Here is a 16,954-nt window from a genome sequence, read left to right on the forward strand (position 1 = left end):
CGCCGTGACGCACCTGGCCGGCCTCCTCACCCCGCGCGCACGCGCCGCCACCCCCCGGGCGTCCGCTCGGCCAGGCCGCGGATCTCGAGACGCCCGAGGGCACCGACGACCTCCGAGACGGCAAGCCCGGCCGACCGGGCGACCGCGTCCGTCGGTGCGCCCGAGCGCAGCGGCAGGGCGTCCCACGTCCGGGTCTCGACGGCGTCGAGCCCGTCGTACGCGGCGTCGCGCGGCGCCCTGCGCGTCCCCGCGGCCGGGGCCGCCGGCGCCGCGTCCCGCGCCAGCGCCCCGGCCAGCTCCGCGACCTCGTCGGCGTCGGTGACGCACACGGCGGCACCGTCGCGCAGGAGCCGGTGGCAGCCGGTCGACGCCATGGAGGTCACGGGTCCGGGGACCGCGCCGACCGGTCGGGAGAGCTCGGCGGCGCGCACCGCCGTGCTCAGCGACCCGGAGCGCCAGGCCGCCTCCACGACCACGGTCGCACCCGCGAACGCCGCGATGAGCCGGTTGCGCAGGAGGAAGCGGACCCGGCTGGGCACGGAGCCCGGCGGGACCTCCGACACCACGGCGCCGCCGGTGCCCACGACGGCCCGGAGGAGCTCGGTGTTGCCGGCCGGGTAGAGCCGGTCCACCCCGCCCGCGAGGAACGCGACCGTCGGCGCGGACGACACCAGCGCGGCGCGGTGCGCCGCGGCGTCGATGCCGTACGCCCCTCCGGAGACGACCGTGAACCCGCGCGCCGCGAGTCCCGAGGCGATCTCCCCCGTCACGTGGCGCCCGTAGTCCGTGCAGGCGCGTGCCCCCACCACCGCCACGGACCGCGCCGCGAGCTCCGCCAGGCGGTCCGACCCACGGACCCACAGCGCGAGCGGACGGACCGCCCCGAGGTCGTCGATCGCCGTGGGCCACCCCGGGTCGCCCGGGACGACGAGCGAGCCGTCGAGCCGTTCCAGCACGTGGAGCTCGCGGCGCGGGTCGAGGCCGTCGAGCCGCGGCGCCCAGCGCGCGACGGCGCGCAGGAGCCGCGCGACGGGTCCGGCCCGTGCGCCGCGGACGGGGGCGCGCGGGTCGTCGGTCGGCACCGCACCGATCCCGGTCACCCCGAGCAGCCCGTCCAGCCCCTCTCGGTCGCCGTCGGCGCCGTCCGCGAGCCCGACGAGCTCCCGGCGGGCCCGGGCCGGGTCGTTCACCGCCCCGACGAGCCAGGCGAGCGCTGCCGAGGCCCCGAGCTGCTCGACGAGCGCGACCGCGACCTCGTCCCCCGGCTCCGCCAGGCGCGACCACGCCGCCCGGGCGAGCCGGTCGTCGGTGACGTCGAACGCCGGGCGCACGGGTGTCGTCGGACCCGCGTGGCGCTCAGCCACGGTAGCCCCGCGTCCGGAGGGCGAGCCCGGCACCGACGTCGGCGCGCGTGGGCGCGGCGTGCCCGGCGAGGTCGGCGACGGTCCAGGCGAGGCGCAGCACGCGGTCCGCTCCTCGCAGGCTCAGGGTGCCGCGGTCGAGCGCGGTGTCGACGTCCGTGAGCAGGCCCGGGTCGGGACCGAGCCGGTCGCGAAGCCAGGTGCCGGGCACCTCGGCGTTCGTCCGCCACGGGGTACCGACGAGTCGGGAGGCCGCCGTCTCCCTGGCGCCGGCGACGCGCCGCGCGACCGCGGCGCTCGGCTCCGGCCGCGCGGCGCCGGCCCGCTCGACCCGGGTGACGGGCCGGACCTCGACCTGGACGTCGACCCGGTCGAGGAGCGGGCCGGACAGCCGGCCGAAGTAGCGGCGCTGCGCGACGGGCGAGCACGTGCACTCGAGACCCTTGCCGACGCCCTTGCCGCACGGGCAGGGGTTCGCCGCGAGGACGAGCTGGAAGCGCGCGGGGTACCGCGCCGTCCCACCGGCCCGGTGGATGACGAGCTCGCCGTGCTCGAGCGGCTGGCGCAGGGTCTGGAGCACGCGCGCCCCGAACTCCGGCGCCTCGTCCAGGAAGAGGACCCCACGATGGGCGCGCGACGCGGCGCCAGGACGGGGCAGGCCGCTGCCGCCCCCGACGATCGCCGCCGGTGTGGCCGTGTGGTGCGGGTCCTCGTACGGCGGACGGCGTACGAGGCCGGTGCCGGGATCGAACACCCCGGCGACCGAGTGGACGGCCGTCACCTCGACGGCCTCGCCCTCCGTGAGGTCGGGCAGGATCCCGGGCAGCCGCGACGCGAGCATCGTCTTGCCCGCGCCCGGCGCCCCGACGAGCAGGAGGTGATGACCTCCCGCGGCCGCGACCTCGAGCGCGTGCCGTGCCTCGTCCTGACCCACGACGTCCGCGAGGTCCCCCGGCAGCGGGCGCACCGCGGCAGGTCGCGGCACCACGACCGGGGACGTGGCACCGCCCGGGTCGTCGAGCGACGCCCCGTGGAGCCGAGCGACGTCCGCCAGGGTCGTCGCCCCCACGACGCGCGCACCGGGGACCAGCCGGGCCTCCTCGACGTCGGCCGCAGGCACGACGACCTCCTGGAACCCGGCCGCGACGGCCGCCGCCACCGCGGGCAGGACGCCGCGCACGGGCTGGAGGCGGCCGTCGAGGCCCAGCTCGCCGAGGTGCACCACGTCCTCCACGGCGCGTACCGGGACGACCTGGGCGCCGGCGAGGAGCGCGACCGCGATCGCGAGGTCGAAGCCCGTGCCGGACTTGGGGAGCGCGGCGGGCGAGAGGTTGATCGTGATCTTCCGCTGCGGCCACGGGATGCCCGACGACGTGACGGCCGCACGCACGCGGTCCCTCGACTCGCTGAGCGCCGCGTCCGGGAGCCCGACGAGCACGAACCCGGGCACCGAGGCCGCGAGGTGCGCCTGCACCTCGACGACATGGCCCGAGAGCCCGATGAGCGCGACGGCCCGGGTCGTGCCGAGGCCCATCAGGCGCTCACCCCGACGAGGTGCTCCACCTGCGCGGCACCCGCCCGCGCCACGAGCACGGCGACGACGTCGATGCGGACCGACCGCGCGCGCACGTCGTGGGTCGCGAGCCACTCCCCCGTGAGCCGACGCAGGCGACCGAGCTTCGCGGGCGTCACGGCCTGGGCGGGGTGCCCGAAGCCGGTGCCACGACGCGTCTTCACCTCGACGGCGACCAGCACGTCCCCGTCGAGCGCGACGACGTCGAGCTCGCCGCGCGTCCCGCGCCAGTTGCGGTCGAGCAGGGTCCACCCCGCCTCGACCAGGTGGGCCGCGGCCACCCTCTCCCCGTACCGCCCGACGGCGTCCTTCGCTCCCATGGGCTCACCTCCGCCGCCCACCATGGGCGACGGGGAGGACGCGGCGCCAGGGACCGGCGACCGCCTGTGGACGGGGCCGTCAGGAAGCCGTCCTGTGGACGGCCAGGACCGTGGTCAGAGCTGGAGCTCTGCCTTCGCGAGCTCCTCGACGTTGACGTCCTTGAAGGTCACGACGCGCACCGACTTCACGAAACGTGCGGACCGGTACACGTCCCACACCCACGCGTCGGCGAGCCGCAGCTCGAAGTACACCTCGCCCGCGGCGGAACGCACCTGGAGGTCCACCTGGTTCGCCAGGTAGAAGCGACGTTCGGTCTCCACCACGTAGGAGAACAGGCCCACCACGTCGCGGTACTCGCGGTACAGCGCGAGCTCCATCTCGGTCTCGTAGTTCTCGAGGTCTTCGGCGCTCACGCCTCCATCATGGACCATCGAGCGCTCGGCGCCCGCCTCAGCTCGTGGGCAGGGCGGCGTCCGGGTCGAGCTCGAGGACGTCGACCGGCTCCCCGTACGCGGGGGTGTCGAGACCCTCGTCGCCCCGCTCGGGCAGCCGCCAGGAGCGGCGGTGCTGCGGCGTCGGGCCGTGCTCGCGCAGGGCCTCGACGTGCGCCGCTGCGCCGTAGCCCTTGTTCTGGTCCCACCCGAAGGCGGGGTACTGCCGTGCGAGGCTGGTCATGAGACCGTCGCGCTCCGTCTTCGCGAGGACGCTCGCCGCGGCGACCGAGGCGCACTGGAGGTCGGCCTTGACCAGCGTGCGCACCCGCGGGTCGACGAGCCGCTCGTCGTCGTGCGGGTCGAGGTCGAACGCCTCGAAGAGGTCCACCGCCGAGGGACGGCTCAACCAGTCGTGCTTGCCGTCCAGGAGGACGGCGTCGACGTCGCCGACCGTGCGGCGCACCTGGGCGAGCGCCCGGCGGCCCGCGAGGCGCAGCGCACCGACGATGCCGTGCGCGTCGATCTCGGCGGGACCGGCGTGGCCCACGGCCCAGGCGACGGACCATGCGCGCGCGAGCGGCACGAGGGCCTCCCGCGCGGCCGCGGTGAGCAGCTTGGAGTCGGTGAGGCCGGGCGGGCAGGGCTTCGTCGCGAGGTCGACGACAACGACGCCCACCGAGACCGGCCCGGCGAGCGCTCCGCGACCGACCTCGTCCATGCCGGCGACGAGCCGGGCGCCGTCGCGCAGCATCGCGCGCTCCTGCCGGAGGTCCGGGCGGCGCCGTGCAGGGGCACGACGCACGCGCGCCGGGGCGGCGGAGGGCGCGGCGGGCGCCGAGGCCGGCACCGGACCGGCGGGAGGAGCGACCGCGTCCAGCGTCACGGCTCCACCTCGGGCACGTCGGCGAACACGTCGCCGGGGTTGCGCAGCAGGCCCAGGTGGGACAGCGGCCAGACCTTGACGAACGCCGTCCCCACGACGTTGCCCATCGGCACGAACCCGCCCCCGGGCTTGCCCGTGTTGTACCGGGAGTCCGCCGAGTTCTGCCGGTTGTCACCCATGACGAACAGCATGTCCTCCGGCACCGTCCGATCGAACGGGTCCTGGCTGGGGATCGAGCCGGGCTTGATGTACGTCTCGTCGATCGACACCCCGTTGACGCTCACCCGACCCTCCGCGTCGCAGCACACCACGTGATCACCCGGCGTGCCGACCACCCGCTTGATGAGGTGCTCACCGGTGTCCTGCGGCAGCAGACCGACGAAGGTCAGCGCCGCGCGCACCGCCTCCGACACCGGGCTCTCCTCCTGCGGCACCGGCGGCGGCAACCACCCGCCCGGGTCCTTGAACACCACGACGTCACCCCGGTGCACGTCGAACGCACCCGGCACGAGCCGGGACACCATCACCCGGTCGCCCTCGACCAGCGTGTCCTCCATCGACGCGCTCGGGATGAAGAACGCCTGCACCAGGAACGTCTTGATGAGCAGCGAGAGCACCAGCGCGCTGACCACGATGATCGCCGTCTCGCGCAGCAGCGACGACTTCCGCGCCGGGCGCTCCGTCCGGGACGTGGCGAGGTGCTGCCCGTGCGGGGGCTCCCCGTCGTCCCGAGGGCCGAGCGCCTCACGCTCGGTGCCGGCGTCGGGATGCGGGCCGCGGGGCGGGGCGCTGTCGGTCACGCGTTCACAATGCCACCTCCTGCCGACTTCCGAGAAACGGACCGGCCGTCGGACCGTGCGCCCGGGGACGACGACGGCGGCCGCCCCGAGGGGACGGCCGCCGTCGTTCGAGCGGAGCGGCAGTGCCTGCCGACAGCCGATCAGCGAGCGGGCGCGGTGTCGCGCTTCTCCTTGATCTTCGCCTTCTTGCCGCGCAGCGCGCGGAGGTAGTACAGCTTGGCGCGACGCACGTCACCGCGCGTCACGACCTCGACCGAGTCGATGGACGGCGAGTGCACGGGGAACGTGCGCTCGACACCCACGCCGAAGCTGATCTTGCGGACCGTGAACGTCTCGCGGACGCCGCTGCCCTGACGAGCGATGACGACGCCCTGGAACGCCTGGACGCGGGAGCGGTTGCCCTCGACGACCTTGACGTTGACCTTGAGCGTGTCGCCGGGGCGGAACTCCGGGACGTCGCTGCGCAGCGATGCTGCGTCGACGCTGTCCAGCGTGTGCATGGTGCTTCTCCTCGTCCGCCACAGGTCGGACGCGTGCTCGTGGCCCGGGCACGCCGGGCCGTCGTCGTCTGTCGGTGGGGTGTGCCGTGCTGCGCGCGTACGGTCGACCACCTCGCGGTCGTCGACCCGTCGTGCCAGTCCGCCCGAGGATCCGGGCGCGGGCTCCCCTGTGGCAGAGGTTCCGGGGCGGCACACACCGATCGACCATTCTGCCACATGCCGGTGACCGGCGGCAGCCTCGACCCGGCGCCCGACCCGCGCGCACCGTCGAGGGTCAGGAGACGTCGTGCCCGGCGCGGTCGAGGCGGCCGTCGACGACGGACCACCCGGCCTCGGCGAGGACCTCCAGGTCGTGCCGGTCGAGCGTGCTGGCGTCGAGCGCTCGGACCATGTCCGGCCGCCGAGCGGCCGTCCGGCGCAGGGCCTGGTCGCGGCGCCAGCGGTGGACGCGCGCGTGGTGGCCCGAGAGCAGCACGTCCGGCACCTCGAGGTCGTCCCAGGCCGGCGGCTTCGTGTACACGGGGTACTCGAGCAGGCCCGCGGCGCCGTGCGACTCCTCGACGAGCGACTCGGGGTTGCCCACGACGCCCGGCAGCAGCCTCCCGACCGCCTCGACCATGACGAGCGCGGCGACCTCTCCCCCGTTGAGGACGTAGTCCCCGATCGACAGCTCGCTGACCCGCATCCCGGCCGAGCGGTAGTGCTCGGCGACGCGCGCGTCGATCCCCTCGTAGCGCCCGCAGGCGACGACGAGGTGCTCCTCGGTCGCGAGCGCCTCCGCCGTGCGCTGCGTGAAGGTCTCGCCCGACGGCGTCGGCACGACCAGGTGCACCGCGCTCGCCCCGTCCGGCGTCCCGGCCGAGAGGCCTGCCACGTCGTCGATCGCGCGGCCCCACACGTCGGGGCGCATGACCATGCCCGCCCCGCCGCCGAACGGCGTGTCGTCGACGGTGCGGTGCCGGTCCGTCGTCCAGTCCCGCAGGTCGTGGACGCGCAGGTCGAGGATCCCCGCGGTGCGCGCCTTGCCCACGAGCGACAGGTCCAGCGCGGCGAGGTAGTCGGGAAAGATCGTGACGACGTCGATGCGCACGGTCAGGCCTCGCCGTCGCGCGGCTCGCCCGGCTCGCTCGCGGCGGAGCCCGACGTGTCGCCGCCGTCCGGGGTCGCCACCTCGAGCCGGTCCGCGTCGGACGCGAGCAGCCCGCCCGGCGGGTCGAGCACGACCCGGCCGCCGGCCACGTCCACGAGCGGGACGATCTGCCGGACGAACGGGACGAGCGTGCGGGCGCCCCCGGTCTCGCGCAGCACGAGGACGTCGTGCGCGGGCAGGTGCTCGAGGCCGTCGATGCGTCCGAGCGTCCGGCCGTCCGTGTCCTCCGCGCGGAGCCCGACGAGCTCGTGCGGGTACCACGCGTCCTCCTCGTCGGACGCGTCGACCTCGACCACGAGCTCGACGCCGCGCAGGGCCTCCGCGGCGGTGCGGTCGCGGACGCCCTCGAAGCCGACGAGCCACCGCCCCTGGTGCACGCGCACCGTCCCGACCGTGAGCGGTCCCGCCGTCGCGGGGCGCGTCTCCAGGCGCTCGCCCACGGCCAGGCGCTCCTCGGGATCGTCGGTGCGCAGGTCGAGCGCGACCTCGCCACGCAGTCCGTGCGCCTTGCCGACGCGCGCGACGGTCAGCTCCATGGTCGTCACTCCTCCGGTGGTCCTGCTCGGGTGGTGCCGGATCGACACCTGGTCGGGCGGCGGGAACAGGAAGGCCCGGCCCGCCGGTCGGCGGGCCGGGCCTTGCCCGTGGCCCCTCGCGGGGCACGATGTGCGGGCCTCAGCGGCGGTCGACGTCCACGACGTCGACGCGGACCGGCCCGTCGGTCGCGAGCGCGCCGATCACCGTGCGCAGGGCACGGGCGGTGCGTCCGCCACGACCGATCACGCGGCCGAGGTCGTCCGGGTGCACCCGGACCTCGAGCAGGTCACCGCGACGCAGCGTCTTCGCGTTCACCCGGACGTCGTCCGGGTTGTCCACGATGCCGCGCACGAGGTGCTCGAGCGCCTCGGCGATCATCAGGCCTGCTCGTCGGCAGCGGCCTCGTCGGCCGTGTCGGCGGGCTCCTCGGCCGGAGCCTCGGTCTTCTTCTCGGCAGCCTTGGCCTTGACCTTCTCCGCGTCCGCGGCGGCGGCCTCGATCGCGGCGGTCGGGTCGACCTTCTCGCCCTTGACCTTGAGCGTGCCCTCGGCCCCGGGCAGGCCCTTGAACTTCTGCCAGTCGCCCGTGATCTTGAGGAGCGCGAGCACCTGCTCGGTCGGCTGCGCGCCGACGCCGAGCCAGTACTGGGCGCGGTCCGAGGTGATCTCGATGAACGAGGGCTCCTCGGTCGGGTGGTACTTGCCGATCTCCTCGATCACGCGACCGTCGCGCTTGGTGCGCGAGTCCGCGACGACGACACGGTAGTACGGCGCACGGATCTTGCCGAGACGCTTCAGACGAATCTTGACGGCCACAGTGGTGGTCTCTCCTGGTTCTGGTTCGGGCGAACCCGGACCCGTCCCGTGGGGACAGGACGAGGAAGGGGTTCAGGACACGGCACGCGCCGGAGAGAGGGGCCGGGGCACGCCGAGTACCGGGACATTGTGCCAGACCGGACCGGCCGGGACCAACCTGCGCGCGACCCCTCAGCCCGCGTGCGGGGCGACGATCTCGCCGCGGAGCACGATCGCCGTCGGCGCGCGCAGGACGCCGACGTCCTGGCGCGGGTCCTGCGGGTAGACGACGAAGTCGGCCGACGCGCCCTCGACGAGCGACGTGTAGCCGAGGTACTCCCGCCCCTGCCAGCTCGCCGCCGCCACGACCGCCGCGTCGGGGATGCCGGCGGCCACGAGCTCCGCGCACTCGTCCGCGAGGCGGCCGTGCCCGATCGTCCCGCCCGCGTCCGTCCCCACGAGGATCTGGATGCCCGCCTCGTACAGCGCCCGGGCCTGGTCGTACCGTCGCTCGTGGAGCCGTCGCATGCGCGCCGCGAACACCGGGTACTTCTCGTCGGCCTGCCGGGCGATCGCCTCGAACTGGCCGATCTGCAGCAGGGTGGGCGTGACCGCGACCCCGCGCTCGGAGATCTCGTACATCAGGTCGGGGTCGATCCCGGTGCCGTGCTCGATCCCGTCGACGCCCGCGGCGAGCAGGGACGGGATCACCTCCTCGGAGAAGGCGTGCACGGTGACGCGCGCGGCCTCGGCGTGCGCGGCGGCGACGGCCTCGGCGAGGACGTCGTCGGGCCACAACGGCCGCAGGTCGCCCTCGGCCCCGAGGTCGCGGTCGATCCAGTCGCCCACGATCTTCACCCAGCCGTCGCCCTGGCGCGCCTCACGCCGCACGGCCTCGGGGAGCTGCGCCACGTCGTCGAGCTCGAGCCCGTAGTGGCGCAGGTAGCGCTTGGGCCGGGCGAGGTGCCGACCGGCCCGCACGAGCCGCGGCAGGTCGCGCCGCCCGTGGACCCACCGCGTGTCGAGCGGCGAGCCCGCGTCGCGCACGAGGAGGACGCCGCTGTCGCGGTCCGTGACGGCCTGGTCCTGCGCCGTCGCCGCGTCGACCGCGCCCTGGGCACCCAGGCCGACGTGGCAGTGCACGTCGACGAGGCCCGGGAGCGCCCAGCCCTCGAGCTCGACCATGTTGGTGCCCTGCGCCGACGGCCGCGTGAGGCTGATCCGCCCGTCCTTGACCCACAGGTCGCCCACCTCGCGGTCGTCGCCGACGATGACGTGGCCGCGGACGTGCAGCGTGGGGCCTTCCAGCGCGGACATGCGGCTCCTGGGTGAGGACGGTCAGGACGGTCGGCCCGGTTCGCGGGCGCGGGGAGGCACCGGGCAGGTGCCACGGACATAACCTAGCGCCCGGGCGCACCCGGGACGCACCCGGGGCACGAGGCCGTGCCGCGGGCGGGCGTCGGCCCGGTCAGCGGCCGAGCAGCTTCTCGAACCCGGGCGGGAGCTGGAGGTCGTCCGACGACGGCTGTGCGGGCTCGTCGGCCCGGCCCACGCCGAACGCCGAGCCGGCGGGTGCCGCCGGACCCGTGACCTCTCCCGCCGCCCGCGCCGCGGCCGCGCGCTCCTGCGCGGCGCGCTTCGCCGGGTTGCCCGACTTGCCCTTGACCTTGCGCTGGGGCGCCTGGCGGCCCCGCGCCTTCTTGCCGCCCATGCCCGGGAGGCTGCCCATGCCCGGCATCCCCGGCATCCCGCCGCCGCGGCTCATCTGCCGCATCATCTTCTGCGCGCCGGCGAACCGCTCGAGGAGCTGGTTGACGTCGCTCGTCGTCACGCCGGAACCGCGCGCGATGCGCGCGCGGCGCGACCCGTTGATGATCTTCGGGTTGTCGCGCTCCGCGGGGGTCATCGAGCGGATGATGGCCTCGATGCGGTCGACCTCGCGCTCGTCGAAGTTCTCGATGGCCTCGCGCATCTGGCCCATGCCCGGCAGCATGCCGAGCATCTTCTTCATCGAGCCCATGTTCTTCATCTGCTGCATCTGCACCAGGAAGTCCGCGAGCGTGAAGTCCTGCCCCGTGGCGACCTTCTCGGCCATCTTCGCGGCCTGCTCGGCGTCGAACGCCTTCTCGGCCTGCTCGATGAGCGTGAGGACGTCACCCATGTCGAGGATGCGCGACGCCATGCGGTCCGGGTGGAACGCCTCGAAGTCGGTGAGCTTCTCGCCCGTGGAGGCGAAGAGGATCGGGCGGCCGGTGACCCCGCGGACCGACAGCGCGGCACCGCCGCGCGCGTCGCCGTCGAGCTTCGTGAGCACGACGCCCGTGAAGTCGACGCCCTCCTCGAAGGCCTTCGCGGTCGCGACGGCGTCCTGGCCGATCATCGCGTCGATGACGAACAGGACCTCGTCGGGCTGCACGGCGTCGCGGATGTCCGACGCCTGCTGCATGAGCACGGCGTCGAGGCCGAGGCGGCCCGCCGTGTCGACGATGACGACGTCGTGCTGGCGCTGCCGCGCCGTCTCGACGCCCTCGCGCGCGACGGCGACCGGGTCGCCGATCACGTCGTCGACCTCGACCCCGCTCTGGTTGCCCGGGTGCGGCGCGAACACGGGGACCCCGGCACGCTCGGCGACGACGGAGAGCTGGGTCACGGCGTTCGGGCGCTGCAGGTCGGCGGCGACGAGGAGCGGCGTGTGCCCCTGCTCGCGCAGGTGCAGGGCGAGCTTGCCCGCGAGCGTCGTCTTTCCGGCACCCTGGAGGCCCGCGAGCATGATGACCGTCGGCGGCGTCTTGGAGAACCGCAGCCCGCGGCTCTCGCCGCCGAGGATGCCGACGAGCTCCTCGTTGACGATCTTCACGACCTGCTGCGCCGGGTTGAGCGCACCCGAGACCTCGGACGAGAGCGCGCGTTCGCGCACGGTCGCGCTGAACTCGCGCACGACGGGGACCGCCACGTCGGCGTCGAGCAGCGCGCGCCGGATCTCCCGGATCGTCGCGTCGATGTCCGCCTCGGACAGCCGGCCCTTCGAACGCAGGTTCTTGAAGGTCGATGTCAGTCGGTCCGACAGCGTGTTGAACACCGCGTCATCCTCACCAGTCGTCGGAAGTCTCGTCCGCGTCGGCGCTCCCGCCTGCCGACGCCGGGGTCCTGGTCCGGGTCAGGGCTGGCAGAGGACGGGCCGTCCGCGAGGGACCAGCCTACCCGGCGGCGTCCGCGTCTCTCGGCACGTCTCTCGGCACGGCTGCTAGGACCCGCAGCGTCTCGCCGACGAGGTCGTCGACGAGCCGCGCCCGCCAGGCGGTCCACGCGCTCGGGCCGAGGGACGACGCGTCCGCCTCGGTGAGCGCGCGCAGCACCCGGAGGAGGTCCGGGCGGTGGTCGACGGCGTCGGCGAGCTCGGCGACCGTCGCCGGGTCGTCCGGGTCCTCGCTCACCGCGAGCCGCGACAGCGTCAGGTGGTGCCGAACCAGACGCTCCACGTCCGCCACGACCTCGGGCTCGAACCCCATGCGCCCGAGGATCGCGGGGACCAGCCGCGCGCCCTCGACCGAGTGGTCGACGGCGCCCGCACGCTTGCCGATGTCGTGCAGCACCGCGGACAGCAGGAGCAGGTCAGGTCGCTCGACGTCCTTGCGGTCCCGAGCGGCGCGCGCCACCACCTCCACCAGGTGCCGGTCGACGGTGTGCCGGTGCACGGCGGCACGCTGCGGGCGGTTGCGCACGCCCGCCCACTCCGGGATCCACGTGGTCACCACGCCGGCGAGGTCGAGCGCCTCCCACACGGCGACCTGGGCCTGCCCGGATCCCAGCAGCGAGAGGAACACCGCCCGCGCGGCCCGTGGCCACGGCTCCGGCAGGGGCGGGCACTGGGCGAGGCTCGCCACCGAGACCGGGGAGAGCGTGAGGCCCGTCCGCGCGGCGGTGGCGGCGGCGCGCAGCGACAGGAGCGGGTCGGACGCGGGGTGGGCGTCCACCGCGAGGACGAGCTCGCCGTCGTGCTCGACGAGCCCGTCGCCGACGGACCGCAGCCGCGGAGCCGTCCGGCGGCCCCGGACGAGGACGGGACGGCGGGCGATCGAGGGCCGTTGGAGCGCCTGCCGGGCGCGGCGGACCGTCGTGTCGAGCGCGTAGGAGACCTCGCGCCCGGCCGCGGCGAGGCTCGCGAGCAGCTCGTCGGGGTCGTCGAACCCGGACAGCGCGGCGACCTCGTCCAGGTCGGCCAGCAGGAGCCGGCTCGTGTGCCGGCCCGTGACGACCTGCAGGGTGTCGCGCACGTCCAGCAGGTGCGCGTGCGCGCGGTCGACCGACCCGTGCGGACGGTCCGTGAGCCACGTCGCGGCCAGGGCGGAGAGCACGACCGCATCCCGGATCCCGCCGCGCGACTCCTTGAGGTCGGGCTCGATGAGGTACGCGAGCTCCCCGGACCGCTCGGCACGCTCGCGCGTCGAGGAGAGCAGGTCGGGCAGGCGGCGGCGCGACGCGGAGCGCCAGTCGGTGAGGACCGCGGACGACGCCCTGTGCACGACGAGCGCGTCGCCGGCCACCGCGCGCACGTCGAGCCAGCCCACGGCCGCGGGGACGTCCTTGGACGCCACCTGACGGCACTGCGAGAGCGAGCGCACCGCGTGGTCGAGGTCGACCCCGGCGTCCCAGAGCGGGTACCACAGGCGCTCGGCGACCCGCGCGACGTCGTCGGCCGCGTGGCTGCGGCCGTCGTGGACGAGGACGAGGTCGAGGTCGCTCGCGGGTCCCATGTCGCCCCGGCCGAGGCTGCCCACCGCGGCCAGAGCGATCCCGTCGGGAGCGACGCCGTCGGTCGCGTCGCGCCACAGGTCCTGGAGGGACGACGTCACGAGGTCGACGACGGCGGCCCGGCGCGCGACCCCGCTGCGGCCGGGTCCGCTCATGGACCGCGCGACGTCGAGCATCCGCGCGCGGAGGTCCCGCACCCCCTCGGGGTGCGGGACCTCCGTGCTCTGCTCGCCCGGCTGCTGCCCGAGGCGCCCCGCCGATCCCCCTGCGACCCCGCCCGTGGTCGGGGTGTCGGCGTGGTCGGTCATCCGATGGTCCGTCGCCTCACAGGGCGCCGGGGCCGTGCTCGCCCGTGCGCACGCGGGCGACGTCGTCCACCGGGACCGTCCAGACCTTGCCGTCCCCGATCTTGCCGGTCTGCGCGGCCTTGACGATCACCTCGGTGACCACGGTCGCGTCGGCGTCGTCGACGAGGACCTCGATGCGGACCTTGGGCACCAGGTCGACCGTGTACTCCGCGCCGCGGTAGACCTCGGTGTGGCCCTTCTGGCGCCCGTAGCCGCTGGCCTCGCTGACCGTCATGCCCCGCACGCCCGCGGCCTCGAGCGCCGACTTCACGTCGTCGAGACGGTGCGGCTGGATGATTCCCGTGACGAGCTTCATGCCCGCACCTCCTTGATGACGCTGCCCTGCTGGATGGACTCGTACGCCGTCTCGCCGTGGACCGCGAGGTCGATCCCGCCGACCTCGGCGTCCTCGCTGACCCGCCAGCCCATCGTGGCCTTGAGGATCAGACCGATGACGAGCGTGGTGGCTGCGGAGAACACGATGGCGACGAGCGCGATGAGGATCTGGACGACGAGCTGCTGGACGCCGCCGCCGAAGAAGAGGCCCGTGTCGGTGGCGAGGAAGCCGATCGCGACGGTACCCCAGAGGCCGGAGACCAGGTGGACGCCGACGACGTCGAGGGAGTCGTCGTAGCCGAACCGATACTTGAGGCCGACCGCGAGGGCGGAGAGCGCACCGGCGACGAGGCCCAGGACGATCGACGTGACCGGGTTGAGGGCCCCTGCGGCCGGGGTGATCGCGACGAGGCCCGCCACGACGCCGGAGGCCGCACCGAGCGACGTCGCGTGGCCGTCGCGGATCTTCTCCGTGAGGAGCCAGCCGATGATGCCCGCCGCGGTGGCGCTCGTCGTGTTGACCCAGGCGAGGCCTGCGGTCTCGTTCGCCCCGAAGGCCGAGCCCGCGTTGAACCCGAACCAGCCGAACCACAGGAGGGCCGCGCCGAGCATGACGAACGGCAGGTTGTGCGGGCGCATCGGCTCCTTGCCGAAGCCCTTGCGCTTGCCGATGAGGATCGCGAGCACGAGGGCCGCGACACCGGCGTTGATGTGGACCACGGTGCCGCCTGCGAAGTCGATCGGCGCGACCGTGGCGGCGCCGTCGGTCACCCCGAAGACCCTCGCCGCGAGGCCGTTCTCGTTGCCCGAGAGGAAGCCGCCGCCCCAGACCATGTGGGCGAGCGGGAAGTACGTGACGGTGACCCAGATCGCCGTGAAGGTGAGCCAGGTGCCGAACTTCACGCGGTCGGCCAGCGCACCGGAGATGAGCGCGACCGTGATGATCGCGAACGTCACCTGGAACGCGATGTCCACCACGTTCGGGTAGTTGCCGAGCGTGCTCGCCACGGCGCTGCCGTCGGCGTCGGTGATCGCGCCCGAGAGGCCGAACTGCGCGAACGGGCTGGCGACGAGGCCACCCGTCCCGGCCTCGCCGTAGGACATCGACCAGCCCCACAGCACGTAGACGACGCCCACGACGGCCATCGCGCCGAACGACATCATCATCATGTTCAGCACGGACTTGGCGCGGACCATGCCGCCGTAGAAGAACGCCAGTCCGGGCGTCATCAGGAGCACGAGGGATGCTGAGGTCAGCATCCACGCGGTTGCCCCGGTGTCCCACTCCATCGGATCATCTCCCCTCGCCAGCCGGGCGGCCGGTCGGGGACTACGGTGGTGCGGGCGGGTTTCCCCCGCGGTGTCACCGTGTTACGCGGGTGTGACAAGCGTCGCTCGGACGTAAACGTTCCGTTTCACCCCCGTGAGGGTGCCGCCGGGAGTCCGGATCGCGACACGCTCGTGATCACAGCGTGACACGATCGTGACCCGGGCGACGCGCCCGTCAGTCGCCGAGGAGGCCGTCGACGAACTGCTCCGGGTCGAACGGCGCGAGGTCGTCAGGACCCTCCCCCAGCCCGACGAGCTTGACGGGGACGCCCAGCTCGCGCTGGACCGCGACGACGATGCCGCCGCGCGCGGTGCCGTCGAGCTTCGTCAGGACGATGCCCGTCACGCCGGCGACCTCGCCGAACACGCGCGCCTGGTTGAGGCCGTTCTGCCCCGTGGTCGCGTCGAGGACGAGGAGGACCTCGGAGAGCGGCGCCTCCTTGGTGATGACGCGCCGGATCTTGCCCAGCTCGTCCATGAGGCCCTGCTTGTTCTGGAGCCGCCCGGCGGTGTCGACGAGCACGACGTCCACGCACTCGGTGCGGCCGCGGCGCACGGCGTCGAACGCCACCGCGGCGGGGTCGGCGCCGTCGCGGTCCGAGCGCACGGTCGGCACGCCCACGCGGGAGCCCCACGTCTCGAGCTGGTCCGCCGCCGCGGCGCGGAACGTGTCCGCCGCGCCGAGGACGACGCTGCGGTCCTCCGCGACGAGCACGCGCGCCAGCTTGCCCACGGTGGTCGTCTTGCCCGTGCCGTTGACGCCGACGACGAGCACGACCGCCGGGACCGCGGAGCCGTCCTCCCCCGTCGTGGGCGACGTCGCGAGCGAGCGGTCGAGCGACGGGTCGACGAGCGCGACGAGCTCGGTGCGCAGCAGGTCCCGCACGCTCGCGGCGTCGCGGACGCCGAGCACGCGGACCTTGGTGCGCAGCGCGTCGATGAGCTCTCCCGCGGGCCCGGCACCGACGTCGGCGAGCAGGAGGGTCTCCTCGAGCTCGTCCCAGTCGTCCTCCGAGAGGTGGTCGCGCGAGAGCACCGAGAGCAGGCGGGCGCCCAGGGGGGAGCCGGAGCGGGCGAGCCGCTCGCGCAGCCGGACGAGCCGGCCGCCGACGGGCTCGGGTCGCTCGATCGCGGGAGCGGTCGCGGCTGCCGTCGGCTCCTCGACCTCGGGCGGGGCCTCGACGGACGCCGTCCCGGGCGGAGCCGTGCCGGTGGCGGGCGTCGTCGGAGGCGCGGTGGGCGCAGCGGGCGGCGGCTCGACGACGTCGCGGCGAGCGCGCCGACGGACCGCCACGGTCCCGACGGTGGCGAGGGCGACGAGGAGGACGACGCCGAGGACGATCCAGAGCGGGAGGAGGTCGTTCACCCCGGAAGTCTCTCAGACGAGGGCGGAGGTCACGCGGTGGCGACGCGGCGGCTACGCCTGGGGAGGACGCTCTCCCGGGTGCAGCGGCCGCACGCGCTCGCGCGCGCGGTGCAGGACGTCGGTCAGCTCCTCCGCGTCGACGTACGCGTTCGACGTCACCTCTGTCGCGGTGAAGAAGTCGTCGATGCTCGTGTCGACCGGCCGGGGCATGCGCACGGTCCCGACGTGGTGCGCGTCGAGGCTCCCGCGCCGACGCCGCCGACGCAGCCCCGACCGGAAGTCGCGCCAGAACGCGCGCATCCCTTGGTCTCCGGACCGGTCCCCCTGCGCGGCCGACGACTGGGCCTCCGAGCGCGCGACGACGCTCGCGAACAGGAACACGACGGCGGCGACGCCGAGCGTGAGCCCCAGCCACACGAACATCCAGACCATGAGGTCCAGTATCCGGGTCGAGGCACGCGCCGCGACCGG

General features: G+C 74.6%; 18 protein-coding genes. All 18 read right to left on the reverse strand.

The window, feature by feature from the left end; all coding sequences use genetic code 11:
* Positions 1 to 26 precede the first annotated feature (26 nt).
* The 18 genes from dprA to CCE02nite_RS14505 all read right to left on the reverse strand — a co-directional run bounded on the left by dprA (position 27) and on the right by CCE02nite_RS14505 (position 16,915).
* Positions 27 to 1,364 carry a DNA-processing protein DprA gene (dprA, locus tag CCE02nite_RS14420; protein ID WP_255318878.1) on the reverse strand — a complete coding sequence of 446 codons (1,338 nt, stop codon included), beginning with the start codon at positions 1,362 to 1,364 and terminating at the stop codon, positions 27 to 29.
* The gene (locus tag CCE02nite_RS14425) at positions 1,357 to 2,895 is read right to left on the reverse strand and encodes a YifB family Mg chelatase-like AAA ATPase (protein WP_141390312.1); all 1,539 of its coding nucleotides are present in this window, start codon (positions 2,893 to 2,895) and stop codon (positions 1,357 to 1,359) included. Before CCE02nite_RS14425 ends, dprA begins: the two co-directional genes overlap by 8 nt.
* Complete coding sequence (locus CCE02nite_RS14430) at positions 2,895 to 3,254, reverse strand: YraN family protein (RefSeq protein WP_047232652.1); 360 nt, start codon at positions 3,252 to 3,254, stop codon at positions 2,895 to 2,897. Before CCE02nite_RS14430 ends, CCE02nite_RS14425 begins: the two co-directional genes overlap by 1 nt.
* Positions 3,255 to 3,368: 114 nt before the next feature.
* Entirely contained in the window at positions 3,369 to 3,668 is a 300-nt protein-coding gene (locus tag CCE02nite_RS14435; RefSeq protein ID WP_024840525.1) for a DUF2469 domain-containing protein, read from the reverse strand.
* A 37-nt stretch (positions 3,669 to 3,705) separates the two neighbouring features.
* Positions 3,706 to 4,440 (reverse strand): ribonuclease HII, encoded by a 735-nt coding sequence (gene rnhB, locus CCE02nite_RS14440; RefSeq protein WP_141390355.1) that lies wholly within the window; start codon positions 4,438 to 4,440, stop codon positions 3,706 to 3,708.
* Between the two features lie 128 nt (positions 4,441 to 4,568).
* Positions 4,569 to 5,372: a signal peptidase I gene (gene lepB / locus CCE02nite_RS14445; RefSeq protein WP_255318879.1), complete on the reverse strand. Its 804-nt coding sequence runs from the start codon at positions 5,370 to 5,372 to the stop codon at positions 4,569 to 4,571.
* 140 nt (positions 5,373 to 5,512) lie between these two features.
* Positions 5,513 to 5,872 (reverse strand): 50S ribosomal protein L19, encoded by a 360-nt coding sequence (rplS, locus tag CCE02nite_RS14450; RefSeq protein WP_047232651.1) that lies wholly within the window; start codon positions 5,870 to 5,872, stop codon positions 5,513 to 5,515.
* A 274-nt stretch (positions 5,873 to 6,146) separates the two neighbouring features.
* Positions 6,147 to 6,962 (reverse strand): tRNA (guanosine(37)-N1)-methyltransferase TrmD, encoded by an 816-nt coding sequence (gene trmD / locus CCE02nite_RS14455; protein WP_141390313.1) that lies wholly within the window; start codon positions 6,960 to 6,962, stop codon positions 6,147 to 6,149.
* A 2-nt stretch (positions 6,963 to 6,964) separates the two neighbouring features.
* The gene (gene rimM / locus CCE02nite_RS14460; RefSeq protein ID WP_141390314.1) at positions 6,965 to 7,558 is read right to left on the reverse strand and encodes a ribosome maturation factor RimM; all 594 of its coding nucleotides are present in this window, start codon (positions 7,556 to 7,558) and stop codon (positions 6,965 to 6,967) included.
* A gap of 139 nt (positions 7,559 to 7,697) precedes the next feature.
* The gene (locus CCE02nite_RS14465; RefSeq protein ID WP_024840519.1) at positions 7,698 to 7,937 is read right to left on the reverse strand and encodes an RNA-binding protein; all 240 of its coding nucleotides are present in this window, start codon (positions 7,935 to 7,937) and stop codon (positions 7,698 to 7,700) included.
* Positions 7,937 to 8,374: a 30S ribosomal protein S16 gene (gene rpsP / locus CCE02nite_RS14470; protein WP_141390315.1), complete on the reverse strand. Its 438-nt coding sequence runs from the start codon at positions 8,372 to 8,374 to the stop codon at positions 7,937 to 7,939. The genes CCE02nite_RS14465 and rpsP overlap by 1 nt, the downstream gene beginning before the upstream one ends.
* A gap of 171 nt (positions 8,375 to 8,545) precedes the next feature.
* Positions 8,546 to 9,670: an amidohydrolase family protein gene (locus tag CCE02nite_RS14475; protein WP_141390316.1), complete on the reverse strand. Its 1,125-nt coding sequence runs from the start codon at positions 9,668 to 9,670 to the stop codon at positions 8,546 to 8,548.
* A 151-nt stretch (positions 9,671 to 9,821) separates the two neighbouring features.
* Positions 9,822 to 11,432, reverse strand: coding sequence for a signal recognition particle protein (ffh, locus tag CCE02nite_RS14480; protein WP_141390317.1), 1,611 nt, complete (start codon positions 11,430 to 11,432; stop codon positions 9,822 to 9,824).
* Positions 11,433 to 11,550: 118 nt separating this feature from the next.
* Positions 11,551 to 13,413, reverse strand: coding sequence for a [protein-PII] uridylyltransferase (locus CCE02nite_RS14485; protein WP_141390318.1), 1,863 nt, complete (start codon positions 13,411 to 13,413; stop codon positions 11,551 to 11,553).
* A 16-nt stretch (positions 13,414 to 13,429) separates the two neighbouring features.
* Positions 13,430 to 13,768 carry a P-II family nitrogen regulator gene (locus CCE02nite_RS14490; RefSeq protein ID WP_047232645.1) on the reverse strand — a complete coding sequence of 113 codons (339 nt, stop codon included), beginning with the start codon at positions 13,766 to 13,768 and terminating at the stop codon, positions 13,430 to 13,432.
* Positions 13,765 to 15,078, reverse strand: coding sequence for an ammonium transporter (locus CCE02nite_RS14495; RefSeq protein WP_141390319.1), 1,314 nt, complete (start codon positions 15,076 to 15,078; stop codon positions 13,765 to 13,767). Before CCE02nite_RS14495 ends, CCE02nite_RS14490 begins: the two co-directional genes overlap by 4 nt.
* Before the next feature lie 214 nt (positions 15,079 to 15,292).
* Positions 15,293 to 16,483, reverse strand: coding sequence for a signal recognition particle-docking protein FtsY (gene ftsY, locus CCE02nite_RS14500; RefSeq protein ID WP_141390320.1), 1,191 nt, complete (start codon positions 16,481 to 16,483; stop codon positions 15,293 to 15,295).
* A gap of 51 nt (positions 16,484 to 16,534) precedes the next feature.
* Complete coding sequence (locus tag CCE02nite_RS14505; protein ID WP_141390321.1) at positions 16,535 to 16,915, reverse strand: hypothetical protein; 381 nt, start codon at positions 16,913 to 16,915, stop codon at positions 16,535 to 16,537.
* Positions 16,916 to 16,954 lie beyond the last annotated feature (39 nt).

This window comes from Cellulosimicrobium cellulans, assembly GCF_006539945.1.
Classification (GTDB): domain Bacteria; phylum Actinomycetota; class Actinomycetes; order Actinomycetales; family Cellulomonadaceae; genus Cellulosimicrobium; species Cellulosimicrobium cellulans.